Annotated in this window: 13 protein-coding genes; 9 read left to right on the top strand and 4 right to left on the bottom strand. The window is 67.6% G+C overall.

What is annotated here, in order from left to right; genetic code table 11:
- Nucleotides 1-30: 30 nt before the first annotated feature.
- The 3 genes from ACGF7Y_RS09465 to ACGF7Y_RS09455 all read left to right on the top strand — a co-directional run bounded on the left by ACGF7Y_RS09465 (nt 31) and on the right by ACGF7Y_RS09455 (nt 2,566).
- Nucleotides 31-984 carry a DMT family transporter gene (locus tag ACGF7Y_RS09465; RefSeq protein ID WP_393231396.1) on the top strand — a complete coding sequence of 318 codons (954 nt, stop codon included), beginning with the start codon at nt 31-33 and terminating at the stop codon, nt 982-984.
- A 54-nt stretch (nt 985-1,038) separates the two neighbouring features.
- Nucleotides 1,039-2,064: a peroxiredoxin family protein gene (locus ACGF7Y_RS09460; protein ID WP_393231395.1), complete on the top strand. Its 1,026-nt coding sequence runs from the start codon at nt 1,039-1,041 to the stop codon at nt 2,062-2,064.
- A 160-nt stretch (nt 2,065-2,224) separates the two neighbouring features.
- Nucleotides 2,225-2,566: a calmodulin gene (locus tag ACGF7Y_RS09455; protein ID WP_393231392.1), complete on the top strand. Its 342-nt coding sequence runs from the start codon at nt 2,225-2,227 to the stop codon at nt 2,564-2,566.
- A gap of 55 nt (nt 2,567-2,621) precedes the next feature.
- Here ACGF7Y_RS09455 and ACGF7Y_RS09450 read toward each other — a convergent pair whose 3' ends face one another.
- Both ACGF7Y_RS09450 and ACGF7Y_RS09445 read right to left on the bottom strand, forming a co-directional pair.
- On the bottom strand, nt 2,622-4,160 hold the full coding sequence (locus tag ACGF7Y_RS09450) for a Rieske 2Fe-2S domain-containing protein (RefSeq protein ID WP_393231390.1): 1,539 nt from the start codon (nt 4,158-4,160) through the stop codon (nt 2,622-2,624).
- 42 nt (nt 4,161-4,202) lie between these two features.
- Entirely contained in the window at nt 4,203-5,126 is a 924-nt protein-coding gene (locus tag ACGF7Y_RS09445; protein WP_393231387.1) for a hypothetical protein, read from the bottom strand.
- A 119-nt stretch (nt 5,127-5,245) separates the two neighbouring features.
- On the opposite strand from ACGF7Y_RS09445, the gene ACGF7Y_RS09440 reads away from it, so the two are divergent.
- The gene (locus ACGF7Y_RS09440) at nt 5,246-5,995 is read left to right on the top strand and encodes a lysophospholipid acyltransferase family protein (protein ID WP_393231384.1); all 750 of its coding nucleotides are present in this window, start codon (nt 5,246-5,248) and stop codon (nt 5,993-5,995) included.
- A 10-nt stretch (nt 5,996-6,005) separates the two neighbouring features.
- Entirely contained in the window at nt 6,006-6,749 is a 744-nt protein-coding gene (locus ACGF7Y_RS09435) for a lysophospholipid acyltransferase family protein (protein WP_393231381.1), read from the top strand.
- Between the two features lie 53 nt (nt 6,750-6,802).
- Here the strand turns inward: ACGF7Y_RS09435 and ACGF7Y_RS09430 are convergent, their stop codons facing one another.
- Complete coding sequence (locus ACGF7Y_RS09430) at nt 6,803-8,251, bottom strand: sugar transferase (RefSeq protein ID WP_393231378.1); 1,449 nt, start codon at nt 8,249-8,251, stop codon at nt 6,803-6,805.
- 518 nt (nt 8,252-8,769) lie between these two features.
- Here ACGF7Y_RS09430 and ACGF7Y_RS09425 point away from each other — a divergent pair.
- Genes ACGF7Y_RS09425 through ACGF7Y_RS09410 form a run of 4 tightly spaced genes read left to right on the top strand, consistent with a single transcriptional unit; the run spans nt 8,770 to nt 12,501 of the window.
- Entirely contained in the window at nt 8,770-10,041 is a 1,272-nt protein-coding gene (locus tag ACGF7Y_RS09425; protein ID WP_393231375.1) for a methyltransferase domain-containing protein, read from the top strand.
- Nucleotides 10,041-10,814, top strand: coding sequence for a glucose-1-phosphate cytidylyltransferase (locus tag ACGF7Y_RS09420; protein ID WP_393231374.1), 774 nt, complete (start codon nt 10,041-10,043; stop codon nt 10,812-10,814). Before ACGF7Y_RS09425 ends, ACGF7Y_RS09420 begins: the two co-directional genes overlap by 1 nt.
- Nucleotides 10,811-11,461: a PIG-L deacetylase family protein gene (locus ACGF7Y_RS09415; protein WP_393233087.1), complete on the top strand. Its 651-nt coding sequence runs from the start codon at nt 10,811-10,813 to the stop codon at nt 11,459-11,461. The genes ACGF7Y_RS09420 and ACGF7Y_RS09415 overlap by 4 nt, the downstream gene beginning before the upstream one ends.
- A gap of 5 nt (nt 11,462-11,466) precedes the next feature.
- Nucleotides 11,467-12,501, top strand: coding sequence for an NAD-dependent epimerase/dehydratase family protein (locus ACGF7Y_RS09410; protein WP_393231371.1), 1,035 nt, complete (start codon nt 11,467-11,469; stop codon nt 12,499-12,501).
- On the opposite strand, the gene ACGF7Y_RS09405 is transcribed toward ACGF7Y_RS09410, so the two are convergent.
- Nucleotides 12,479-13,042, bottom strand: coding sequence for a dTDP-4-dehydrorhamnose 3,5-epimerase family protein (locus ACGF7Y_RS09405; protein ID WP_393231368.1), 564 nt, complete (start codon nt 13,040-13,042; stop codon nt 12,479-12,481). The two genes, ACGF7Y_RS09410 and ACGF7Y_RS09405, sit on opposite strands and share 23 nt — an antisense overlap.
- Nucleotides 13,043-13,052: the final 10 nt, after the last annotated feature.

Genomic DNA, 13,052 nt, shown 5'->3' with positions numbered 1-13,052 from the left:
CGCCACTCGCGGTTGGGTAGCGTGCGGAAGGTGAGTGCGGAGGCGAGGGTGGGGCTGGTTCTCGGGTTCGGGATCGGTGCGGGGGTGGCGGTGCAGGCGCGGATCAATGGCGCGTTGGGGGCGCGGCTGGAGGATGGGGTCGCCGCGGCGGTGATCAGTTTCGGCGCGGGATTCGTCGTGCTGGCGGTGGCGTTCGCGGTCAGTGGCCGGCTGCGGGAGGGTGGGCGACGGGTGCGGCGGGCGTTGTCGGAGGGCGTGCTGCGGCCTTGGCAGTTGCTCGGCGGTCTGTGCGGCGCGTTCTTCGTCGCGTGCCAGGGGCTGACCGTCGCGGCGATCGGCGTCACCGCGTTCACCGTGGCGGCCGTCGCGGGCCAGCTGCTCAGCAGTCTGGTGGTCGATCGGCTCGGGCTCGGTCCGAGCGGACGCACGCCGGTCACCACCGTGCGTCTGGTGGGGGCGGCGCTCGGCGTGGTCGCGGTGCTCGTCGCCGGATTCGGGCACACTCGCGTCAGCGGTGGGCTCTCCGTGCCCGATGCGCTGCGCGGCACGCCGACCGCTCTGCTGATCGTGCTGCCCGCGCTGGCGGGCATCGGATTGGCCTGGCAGCAGGCGGTGAACGGCAAGGTGGGCGCCGTCGGCGGGTCGCTCTCGGCGGCCATGGTGAATTTCTGCGCCGGTCTGGCCGCGCTGCTCGTCATCGAGGCCGGGGTCGTCGCGTCCTCCGGCGGACCGGCCGAACTCCCGACCGAGCCTTGGCTGTATCTCGGCGGTTTCATCGGCGTCGCCTTCATCGCCCTCGCCGCGCTGACCGTTCGCTGGATCGGCGTCCTTCTGCTCGGGCTCACCTCTGTGGCGGGGCAGTTGCTGGTCTCGGTGATCCTCGATGTGCTCACCCCGACCAGCGCCGGTCTGTCCGCCACCGCGATCGTCGGTTGTGCGCTGACCCTGGTCGCGGTCGCCATCGCCACTCGGTCGCAGTCCTGAGGACACTCGCCGCGCATTCATGCTCGAAGCGCATGAGTGTGGAATGGTGCGCTCATGCTGATCGAATACGGGGTGTGGGTTTCGCGGCTCGGGCTGTGTGTCGTGTTCGGGTTGTCGGCGTGGGGCAAGCTGGCGGATCGGAGCGCGACGCGGCAGGCGGTGGGGGATTTCGGGGTGCCGCTGCGCTGGGTGCCCGCGGTGGCCTGGGCGCTATCGATCGCCGAGGCGACCATCGCGGTAGGCGTGCTGCTTCCGTGGGTTTGCGGCGTGGCCGCGCTGGCGACGCTGCTGTTGCTCGCCGTGTTCACGGCAGTGATCGTGCGCTTACTGCGGCGTGGCGAGCATCCGTCGTGTTCCTGCTTCGGTGCTGCGAGCGCCGCGCCGATCGGGCCGAAGATTTTGGTGCGCAATGGTCTTTTCGCCGTGCTCGCCGTGCTGGTGGGTATCGGCGCGCTGACACATCCGCGCGTGCCGATGGGTCTGCCCGCCGACAACGCGATCGGTTGCGCGATGGCCGCCGCGGTGGTGGCGGTGCTGGTGTGGTTGGCGGGCCAGGTGCGTGTCCTGCGCCGCCGGGTGGACGAGCAGGCGCTGTCTACGCTGGGTGCGGAGGGCTTGCCGGTCGGCGCGGTGGCGCCGGAGTTCGAACTGTTCGGCCCCCAGGGAACGAAGACCACGCTCGAGGATCTGCTGACCGGGGCCAGGTCGGTCCTGCTGGTCTTCGTGCACCCGGGCTGCGAGCTGTGCGCGGCGCTGGCCCGCGAGTTGCCCCGCTGGCGCGCTCGGGCGTCTGACGCCCTGTCCATCGTGGCGGTCGGCAACGGAGACGCAGCCGAGCAAGCCGCTTGGGGCGTCGAACACGGTCTGGGTGACATTCCCTCGCTCGTGCAGCAGGGCAACGAGGCCGCCTTGCGCTACCGGGTGCGCGGTACCCCGTCCGCCGTGCTGATCGACCCCGAGGGGCGGGTCGCCGCGCCGGTGGCCAGAGGGGGTATCGCGATCCGCGAGTTGATCACCACGGTGCGGAGATCGCCGCGCGAGCCCGCGCGCGACAGGATCCCGGCCGGGGCCGCGCGTTGATTTCGGGACGTACCTCTTTCCCCCGGGACTTACCCAGGCCGGTTGTTCGCTAGATGGCAAATTCTTAGCAAATTAACTTGAGGCACCGTAGGATCGAGTCGCACCGGTGCGGAATTCGCCATCCATCGACCACAGGACCCATCGACAAGAGGGGAAAGACATGGCGCTCTTCGCATTCACCGACTACTCCGGCAAAGAGTTCATCGTCCAGCTGACCAACGAACAGCGGATCGCTGAGGCCCGCCGCATCCTGTCGGGTGACGAGCAGATGTCTGTGCACGTCATGGGACGGATCCGGAAGATGCCCGCGCCCTACAACCCGGGCTGGGACTTCCATCTGGACCCCGACACCATCACCTTCTTCACCATGGCGATCGAGGTCTGCGACGCCAGCATCATGTACGTCAACGACCATCTGGACGAGGCCTGCGGCGCCTTCCTGCCGGGCTGCTTCTGGTGTCCGTGGTCTTCGAAGCTGACCCGCGAGGTTGCCGACCGATAGCAATCAGCTGGCAACTGCTTCCGGCCGACGTGGACGCGTCGGCCGGAAGTCAGGGTCAGTCCAGCTTGCGCGAGCGCAGTTCGTGACCCTTGGACGTCTTGCACCGTCCCGACTCCAGGTCCCACTGCCAACCGTGCAGGTTGCAGGTGAGCGTGCTGCCCTCCACCACACCGAACTTCGACAGGTCCGCCTTCAAGTGCGGGCAGCGGCGCTGCACCTCCCAGCCGCTGAGCTCGGTGGAGGCGGAATCGTCGTGCGCCTCGGCGAACCAGCCGTCGGCGTAGGCGATCCGCTCGTCGGTGAGGCATTTGAAGAACGTGTAGAGGAACTCGTTGTACCCGCCGATTCGCCAGGCCTGGAAGCGGGTGGACAGGAAGATGGTGTTCACCCAGTCGGGCTCGCGGTCGCGCAGCACCGTGCGGACCAGTTCCGGCGCGATGCGGAAGCCGTAGCGGTAGCGGCCCTCGCCTTCGGTCGGCTCGCGCACCGCGCGCTTGGGGAAGTCCAGCACGATGGTTTCCTCGCCGATCACCAGGCCGACCGGGTAGCCGATGCCGTCGCAGATCACGTCGCTCTGCGCCATGATCGGCTCGAACAGCTTGCGCAGCGGTTCCAGCAGGGAGCCGTCGCCGCGCTCCCAGGTCGCCTTCTCGGCCTCCAGCACCGGCGCCAAGCGCTGGGCCATCCGCTCGATGTACTCGGCCTTGTGCTCGTAGATCTCGGCCGGGTCGCTGGGATGGGTCAACGTCAGCTCGGCGCCGCGCACGTCGGCGACCGAACCGGGGATCATCAGGATGCCGCCGGCGTTGCCGTGGATCTCCATCTGCTCCAGGAACACCTTCTGATCGGGGAAGATGTTGCCCTCGTCACCACGGTCGTCGTTGAGGTAGCGCAGCTCGTCGTCGAGGAACACCGGCGGACCCGCCGACGGCACCACCCAGGTCGCGCCGACCTGCTCGATGTAGCTGCGCGCGCGGTCCATGCCGCGCTGACGCTTCTGTTTGCCGAAGTTCGACTTGGTACGGGCCGGGATGTCGTAGACCATCGGGTACCAGATCGCGCCCGAGTACTGCAGCAGATGGATGTCGACATGGCCGAACGCGTCGTGCAGCACGTCCATGTCGACCGGCCGGGCGTCGTTCATATTGAAGCAGGTGGTCTCGCCGTCGGAGACGACCAGCCCGGAATCGCCGATCGGGCCGTCGGCGGGCGCGCGCAGCGCGATGATCATGATCTCCAGGTCGCCGCCGGGACCGGTCACCGTGTGCTTGACCGAGTCCTCGGTCTCGAAGAACTTGTGGAAGCCCAGTTGTTCGAGCTCGCGGCGCAGGTCCGGCACGGGATAGTCCGGCAGTAGGACGGTCGCGTCCTTGTTGACGTGCTCGGTCAGCGTCCGGGCGTCGAAGTGGTCGCGGTGCAGGTGCGAGACGTACAGGAAGTCGCACGCGCCCAGCTCGTCCCAGTCCAGCCCGGTGTTGTCGGGGAACGGGAACCAGGAACCGAAGTACGCGGGGTTCACCCAGGGATCGCAAAGGATCGACCCGGCCGCGGTGCGGATGTGGAATCCGGCGTGTCCGACGCTGGTGATCTGCACTAGCTGCTCCTCCTGCTGTTTACCAGCCAACCAGGGTAGTAGTTACGGCGAGATGTCGCCGATGCAGTAGCCGTCCGGCCCGGAGCGCAAGGTGAAGGTGCGGGTCTGCGTCACACCGGAGGAGTTGGTCACCGGCACGAGCACCGCGATGTAGTCGGTGTTCACCTGCTCCGACCGGATCTGCTGGTCGGCGAACTCGGTGGCCCCGGTGAGCGCGCCCTGGTTGTTCGCCAGCGGCGCGGGGCTCGGACGCCCGGTGCCTTTGGGGTCCCAGGTCGCCGGGGACGCCTTACAGATCAGAGGGTAGTCGCCCTCCTTGTCGGCGGGGTCGAGCGGTGTGCCGACGAACCGGGACAGGTAGCGGCGCACGGTGTGGCGGGCATCGGCGTCGTTGTAGGCGATCTCCGCGCCCTCCGCGGCGACGCGTGGGCAGGCGTAGCCGCTCTCGAGCTCGGCGCGTGGCACGGCGACCGTGGTGGCCGGGCTCCTCCAGACGACGGCGTCCTCGGTCGTCGTGCCCGGCTGGGCCAAGGCGGTGAAGACGGCCTGCTGGTCGGCGTACATGTCGGCCACGTTCTTCGGCGCGATGGTCCAGCACTTGTCCTGCATCTCGGCGATGGTGTGCGAACGCAGGTCGGCGGCCCAGCGCTGCATCGCGATCACGGCGGCGGGCAGTCCGGCGACCGCACCGACCGGCGGAGCGTCGGCGGGAACCGGGGGCAGTGCGGAGGTGCTGGGCGGTGGCGTGGTCGGGACGGCGACCGGTGGCGTTGTACGCACCGCCGCCTGCGGCGCGCTCTCCTCCGGAATCCCGACGACCGCGTCGCAACCGGACAACGCGATCGCTGCGATCAGGACCGAGCCGCCGACCAGCGCAGCGCGGGGCGCTCGCCCACCCGAGGCCCGATTCCGCTCGCGTGCTGCACTGCGGTCGTACTCGCGCGGTGCCGATCGGGCGCGTTCCACTTCGGCGATCCTCTTCTCTCAGGCGTGTGGTCGGGACTGCTCGTGCGTCCTCGCTCCGGCGCGGCGCGTGATGGCGCGCACTGCCGGTGGGGACGAGCAGCGACTACGCTAGCGGACTTGTGGAACCCGTCTACCGGACGATCATCGGGCTGGCCCGTACCGTCTTCTTCGTCGAAGGTCTGAAGTTCACCGTCAAGGGCGCTGAACACATCCCCGCGCGCGGTGGCGCCGTGCTGGCGGTGAACCACACCGGCTACATGGACTTCACCTACGCGGGCCTGCCGGTGCGCACCCCGAAGCGCTACATCCGGTTCATGGCCAAGAAGGAGGTCTTCGACAACAAGATCTCCGGCCCGATCATGCGCGCGCTCAAGCACATCCCGGTGGACCGCTCGGCGGGCGCGGACTCCTACAAGGCCGCCGTGGCATACCTGCGCCGAGGCGAGCTGGTCGGCGTGTACCCAGAGGCCACGATCAGCCGCAGTTTCGAGATCAAGGAATTCAAATCCGGCGCGGCGCGCATGGCCGTCGAGGCGGAGGTGCCGATCATCCCGATCGTCATCTGGGGCGCGCAGCGGGTCTGGACGAAGGGTTTCCCGAAGCGGCTCGGCCGCACCAACACCCCCATCTCGATCGCCGTCGGTGAACCGATCCAACCGTTCGAGCCCGTCGCCGAACTCACCGCCGAGCTGCGCTCGACCATGCAGGACATGCTGCTGGACCTGCAGAAGGACTACGTGCACGAGCCCGGCGCGTACTGGGTTCCGGCGCGGCTGGGCGGCAGCGCTCCTACCCTGGAAGAGGCGGACGCGATGGACGCCGCCGAAGCCGAGGCGAAGGCCGCACGCAAGAACGCGGCGGGGCAGTAACGGGGCTGTGATGGCGCGGGAACCGGTTTACGACATCCTCACCGGCCTTGCCCGCGCCATTTTCCTCGCGCAGGGCCTGCGCATCGATATCGGAGGTCAAGAGCACATTCCGCGCTCCGGTGGCGCGGTGCTGGCCGTGAATCACACGGCCTACCTCGATTTCATGGAGGTCGGACTGGTCGGGCGCAAGTCCGGCCGCAACGTCCGGTTCATGATGAAGGCCGAACTCGAGCACGGCATCGTCGGCTTTCTCATGAAGCATTGCAAGGCGATCGGCGTCGACCGCACGGCTGGGGCCGAGTCGTATGCCCGCGCGGTGACGGCGCTGCGCCAGGGCGAGGTGGTGGTGGTCTATCCGGAGGCGACGATCAGCCGCAGTTTCGAACTGAAGGAATTCAAATCCGGCGCGGCGCGGATGGCTGTGGAAGCCGATGTCCCGATCGTCCCCATGATCATCTGGGGCGCGCACCGGATTTGGACCAAGGACATCCCGAAACAGCTCGGCCGCCATCGCTTCCCGGTCGACATCCGTATCGGCGCGCCGATCCCACCCGACGAACCGGTCGAGAAACTCACCGCCACCCTGCGCACTCGGATGAGCGAGCTGCTGGAACGCTCGCAACGCGACTATCCGATGGTGGAAGGCGCCCGCTGGGTGCCCGCCCGGCTCGGCGGGACCGCCTCGACCCTCGCCGAGGCGGCTGTGCTGGAACGCGAGGAGATGGAGAGGCGGCGGCGCGCGAAGGCGCGGTGATTCCGCTTCGCGGGCGATGGTCGGCATTTCGCAACCACCGCCCCGCGGCGTCATCAGTACGCTCCCTCGCCTCGCGCCACGACACCGACCGTGCGCGCGATCAGCCGCAAGTCCATCCGCATGGACACGTTCTCCACGTAGGACAGGTCGAGTCGCACCGCGTCCTCGAGCGGAAGGTCCGACCTGCCGCTGACCTGCCACAAGCCGGTCAGCCCCGGCTTCACGAGCAGGCGTCGGCCCATCATGTGGTCGTAGGTGTCGACTTCCCGCCGCACCTGCGGTCGCGGCCCGACAACGCTCATATCGCCACGCAGCACGTTGAGGAACTGCGGCAGTTCGTCGAGACTGTACTTGCGCAGGAACCGCCCGACCGGCGTGACCCGGGGGTCGACCTTCATCTTGAAGAAGACCGGATTTCCGCCCTGCTGTGCGATCAACGCTTCGGCATACCGGTCGGCATCGTCGTACATACTGCGAAACTTGATCATGCGGAAGGGCAAGCCGTATCGGCCGATGCGTTCCGACAGGTAGAAGACCGGGCCGCGGCTGGTGGCCTTCACCGCGATCGCGATCGCCAGGAACACCGGCAGGAGCAGCAGTAGGCACACTGTCGCGAAGCCGATGTCGAAGGCCGTTTTGCTGACCGACCGAGCCCGCTCGTACTGCGGTTCGGCGATGTGCATCATCGGCATCCCCGCGACCTGCCGATTGGTGAGCCGGGATATGGCGATGTCGATCGCCCCTGGCGCCAGCATGAACTCGACGCCCAGCGCGTCCAGTTCCCAAGCGAGCCTGCGGAGTTCGGCCGGGCCGAGATGCCGGGAGGGACCGATGGCCACGGTGTCGGCGTGGGTGTGCAGTACCGCCCGCAGCACAGCGCTGTCGTCACCGACTACGGCGACCGTACGACCGGCGAAAGCCAGTGGTGCATCGCCTGATTGCCCACCCGGCACGCAGGCGCCCACGACGTCGTAACCGGCGCCCGGGTCCGCGGCGAACGCCGCGGTCATCGCCGCGGCCGCATCGGCAGTGCCGACCACGAGTACGGCCGAACGATGGCGTCCCCGGCGGCGTTCCCTGGCAAGCCGATGACGCCACCACAGTCGTCCACCGACCACCGCGAGGACGCCGGCCGGAAAGGCGATCGCGAGATAGCCTCGGGCGAATTTGATTTCGAGTGCCAGTGACATGAGTGCCAGTACGCCGAACAGGTGCATGGTCGCCGACATCAGCCGCCGGAATTCCTCGACACCGCTGCCGACCAGTTGCGGCGCGCGGCTACCCGCGCTTCCGAGGATCGCGAACCAGCCCATGGCGAGCACGCCCGAGACCACCGTGTAACCGACCCGGTACGGCTGATCCCAAGCCAGCGGCGGAGCGCCGCCCCCGTTGAAACGGATCAGCTGCGCACTCCCCACGGCAATGGAAACGGCGGCGAAATCGGTGATGGCGAGACGGCGTACGTACTCCGATCGCCAGGCCTTACGGCTCGAATTGTTCACCGGCCCAGCCGCAAAGGATCGTGCGGATTCGGCGGTCCCATTCCATCCCGGGACAGCCTTCGATTTCATCAAGAGAACACCCCTCCTGGGGCAAGGTGGAATTGCTACCCGATCCGGAGATCGTCTTTCCCGGCAGCGTCCCGACCGCCTCTACCGAACGCTTCATCGGCACTTGATCGGCAAGTGTCACAACATCTCTCGCCGGTCAGAAGGTATGCGCGAAGCAGCGTGATCGGGATGTTAACTGCTCCGGATCAACCCGGCGACCCATCTCGATGCACATCCGGAATAACACCATGAAGGTGAATATGGAATGTGCTCTATATCACAGTTTGTAACGCGGATATGGAATCCGGCCGATATTGCCGTCGGTACGCTGACGGTCGCAACAGTGCGGCCCGTACGACGAATGACGTTCTCGTCATGCGCATCTCGTGATGCGCCGGGCAGCTGATGCTTCCGTGCGCCGCGACAGGCGTTCCGACGGGCCGGGACGCTTCGAGCAAAGGATCGGATCTGTGCGCTGTCGACTCTGTGACTCCGGCAGACTGTCCAGCATTCTGGATCTCGGCGCCACGCCGCCGTGCGAATCGTTCCTCACCGCCGACCAGCTCGACCTGCCCGAGCCGACCTACCCCTTGCATCTGCGGGTGTGCGCCGACTGCCTGCTGCTGCAGATTCCGGCACTGATCACACCGGAGGACACCTTCACCGAATACGCCTACTTCTCCTCGTACTCCGACAGCTGGGTCCGCCACGCGGGCGAGTTCGTCGACACCGCGGCGGCCCGGCTGGGGCTGGGCAGGGACTCCTTCGTGGTGGAGGTCGCCAGCAACGACGGCTACCTGCTCCGCCACGTCGTCGGCCGCGACATCCGATGCCTGGGCATCGAGCCCTCGGTCAACGTCGGAACAGCGGCTCGCGAGTCGGGCGTACCCACCGAAACCACCTTCCTCGACGAGGATTCGGCTCGCCGGATCCGTGCCGAACACGGCCCCGCGGATCTTGTGGTCGCCAACAACGTCTATGCCCATATCCCGGATCTGCGCGGATTCACCCGTGCGCTACGCATCCTGCTGGCGGACGACGGCATGTTGACCATCGAGGTGCACCATGCGCTGAACTTGGTCGGGCTCGGCCAGTTCGACACCATCTACCACGAGCATTTCCAGTACTACACCGTGCTTTCGGCGCAACGTGCGCTCGCTGTAGCGGGATTGACCGTGGTCGATGTCGATCGGCTGCCGACGCACGGCGGATCGATCCGGCTGTGGGTGCGCCCCGATGCCGCCGTGGCGGCGGTGAGCGACCGGGTGCGGGACGTGCTCGACCTCGAGCGGTCCGCGGGACTGCACTCGGCGGACGGCTACGCATCGCTGCGGCGGCGTGCCGAGTCCGTGCGGCATGAGCTGCTCGGGTTCCTGCTCGACTGCCGACGTCAGCGCAAACGCGTCGTCGGATACGGTGCGCCGGGCAAGGGCAACACACTGCTCAACTATTGCGGGATCCGGCCTGATCTACTCGAGTACACCGTCGACCGCAACCCCTACAAACAGGGGAGATTCACGCCCGGAACGCGAATCCCGATCCACCCGCCTGCTCGGCTCGACGCCGATCGTCCGGACGTGGTCGTGGTGCTGCCCTGGAATCTCGAGCACGAGATCACCGCGCAGCTGCGGCATGTCGCCGAGTGGGGCGGTCAGCTCGCCTATCCCTTGCCCGAGCTGCATCTGGTCGACCCGGCGTCGCTGCCGTCGGCCCGAGCCGAGTCGACAGGAAACCGGCGCTGATGAAAGTCGTTCTGTTCTGCGGTGGTTACGGCATGCGCATGCGCGGCGGCACCGATGACATGGTGCCCAAGCCGATGCAACTCGTCGGCCCCCGTCCCCTGCTCTGGCACGTGATGCGGTACTACGCGCACTACGGTCACACCGAATTCATCCTGTGTCTCGGATACGGCGCCGAGCACATCAAGAATTTCTTCCTCAGCTTCCGGGAGTCGGCGTCCAACGACTTCGTGATCCGCAATGGCCGGGTCGAATTGCTCGGCAGCGATATCGACGACTGGACGATCACTTTCGTCGATACCGGCGTGGAGTCGGCCATCGGAGAGCGATTGCGCCGGGTTCGCGAGCACCTCGGCGACGACCAGTACTTCCTGGCCAACTACGCCGACGTCCTCACCGACGCTCCCCTGGACGAAATGATCATCCAGTTCCACGCTTCGGGGGCCGCGGCATCTCTCCTGGTGGTGCCACCGCAATCGTCGTTCCACTGCGTGGATCTCAGTCCTAGCGGCGAGGTCAAGGACATCGTTCCCGTGGCGCGTATGCCCCTGTGGGAGAACGGCGGCTACTTCGTGCTCGGCCGAGAGATCTTCGACCTGCTGCCACCCGGTGGCGATCTGGTGGAGGACGCCTGTGGGACGCTCGCGGGCCAGGGCCGGTTGTTCGGCTACCGCCACGACGGATTCTGGAAGCCGGCGGATACTTTCAAGGAGCGCGCCGAACTCGATGCGGCCTACAGCAGCGGACACCGGCCATGGATGGTGTGGGAGCAGTGATCGCGCTGCTTTCCCCGCGGCCTGCCGAGATCGCCCTGCTCGGCTCGCATTGCGATGACATCCCGATCGGCATGGGAGCCACGCTGCTGTCGCTGACCCGCACCCATCCGGATATGCGGGTGCGCGCGCTGGTCCTTTCCGGTGCCGGCACGGAGCGCGAACAGGAGGAGCGGGCGGCGCTCACCGCCTTCTGCTCGGGACGGACACCGGAATTGACGGTGCTCGACGTCCCGGACGGACGCGCACCGGCGCACTGGGACCGGATCAAGACGGCCGTAGCAGAGTTTCGCCGGGCGGGGGAACCGGACCTGGTGTTCGCCCCGCAACCGGGCGACGCGCACCAGGATCACCGCACGCTCGCGGAGCTGGTGCCGACCGAGTTCCGCGACCACCTGATCCTCGGCTACGAGATTCTCAAGGCGGAGGTCGACACACCGGCGCCGACCGTATTCCACCCGGTCGACGCGGATCTGGTCCGGCGGAAATCGCAATTGCTGCACCGGTATTACCCGTCGCAGACCGGTCGCGACTGGTTCGACGAAACCGCGTTCCTGGCGTCCGCGCGGATCCGCGGCGTGCAGTGCCGCACCGAGTACGCCGAAGCCTTCGTGGTGGACAAGGCCGTCATCTCATGGGAAAAGGAGTGACAACGATGCGAGTCCTGGTCACCGGGCATCAGGGATACCTGGGCACCGTCATGGTCCCGGTACTGCGAGCCGCCGGGCACGAAGTCGTCGGGCTCGACACCGGCTGGTTCGCCGACTGCCTGCTCGGTGAGTTCTCCGGCGACCCGGCGGGCCTGTGCCTCGACCTGCGATCGGTGGAGATCGATGCCCTTCGCGGCATCGATGCGGTCGTCCATCTCGCCGCGCTGTCCAATGATCCCCTTGGCGCGCTCGCGCCGGAAGTCACCCACGAGATCAACCATCGCGCCTCGGTGCGTCTGGCTCGGCTCGCGAAAGAAGCCGGTGTGTCCCGGTTCCTGTACGCCTCCACCTGCTCGGTGTATGGCGCCGCCGGAGACGAGCTGGTGACCGAGTCGGCGCCGCTGCGGCCGATCACCCCGTACGCCGAGTCGAAGGTGCGGGTCGAAGACGATGTCGCGGCGCTGGCCGACGACCACTTCGTTCCCGTCTTCCTGCGCAATGCCACCGCATTCGGATTCTCGCCTCGTCCCCGCGCTGACATCGTGCTCAACAACCTCGTCGGACACGCCGTACTCACCGGTGCGGTCAAGGTGCTCTCCGACGGCACGCCCTGGCGGCCGCTGGTCCACGCCCGCGACATCGCGGCGGCGTTCGAACGCTGCCTCACCGCACCGGCGACGGCCGTCGCCGGCCGGGCGTTCAACATCGGCACGGAGCGAAACAACCTCACCGTGGCCGAGATCGCCGAGGCGGTAGTGGCCACCGTGCCGGGTTCGCGACTGCTGATCACCGGGGAGACCGGGGCCGACCCCCGCTCGTACCGGGTCGACTTCTCCGCCGCCCGCGCGGTGCTCGGCTTCGAGGCGCAGTGGTCGGTGTCCGACGGCGCCGCCGAGCTCTACCGCGAATACACCCAGCGCGGCCTCACCCAAGAGGACTTCTTCCAGCGATTCACCCGGCTCGCGCGGCTGCAGCGGCTGCGAGCGTCCGGCGCACTGGACCCGCGACTGCGTGCGGTCACCGCGCCGGTGACAGGGTAGCCCGCAGATGGCTCCATCGTCCGGCGTTCGCGTCGCGATCCGACACCGCCGTCACCGGCAGCGGCCAGGCGATCCCCAAGTCCGGATCGTCGAAGGCGACGCTGAGATCCTCGGCGGGATCGTGCGGCCGATCGATGCGATAGCACACATCGGCGGTGTCGGTGAGTGCTTGGAATCCGTGCAGAAAGCCCGGCGGTACGTACAGGTGCCGGAACTCCTCGTCATCGAGCCGGAACGCCTGCGTCCGGCCGAACGTCGGCGACGACGGCCGGATGTCGACCAGCACGTCATACACCGCGCCGTGTGCGCAGCGGACCAGTTTGGCCTCCCCACGCCCGGACCGGCCGTGCATGCCGCGCACCACCCCACGGCGCGACCTGGATTGCGAGTCCTGCACGAAACCGGCCGAGATCCCCGGAATCCCCAGATGGGAGTCGAATTCGGCGGCATCGAAGGTCCGAGTGAACAGGCCGCGGTCGTCCCGGACGGGCGCTGGGACCAGCGCCACCACGCCGACCAGGGCGGTCTGCTCGATACGCACACCGACATCG

The organism is Nocardia sp. NPDC047654, from assembly GCF_043205035.1.
In the GTDB taxonomy this organism is placed as follows: Bacteria; Actinomycetota; Actinomycetes; order Mycobacteriales; family Mycobacteriaceae; genus Nocardia.
The sequence above is the reverse complement of the archived record's forward strand: the minus strand, read 5'-3'. Positions and strand labels throughout refer to the sequence as shown.

Coding starts and splice junctions, on each gene's coding strand:
- ACGF7Y_RS09435 (WP_393231381.1), top strand. CDS start 6,006: ATGGCGCGGGAACCGGTTTACGACATCCTCACCGGCCTTGCCCGCGCC.
- ACGF7Y_RS09420 (WP_393231374.1), top strand. CDS start 10,041: ATGAAAGTCGTTCTGTTCTGCGGTGGTTACGGCATGCGCATGCGCGGC.
- ACGF7Y_RS09410 (WP_393231371.1), top strand. CDS start 11,467: ATGCGAGTCCTGGTCACCGGGCATCAGGGATACCTGGGCACCGTCATG.
- ACGF7Y_RS09455 (WP_393231392.1), top strand. CDS start 2,225: ATGGCGCTCTTCGCATTCACCGACTACTCCGGCAAAGAGTTCATCGTC.
- ACGF7Y_RS09460 (WP_393231395.1), top strand. CDS start 1,039: ATGCTGATCGAATACGGGGTGTGGGTTTCGCGGCTCGGGCTGTGTGTC.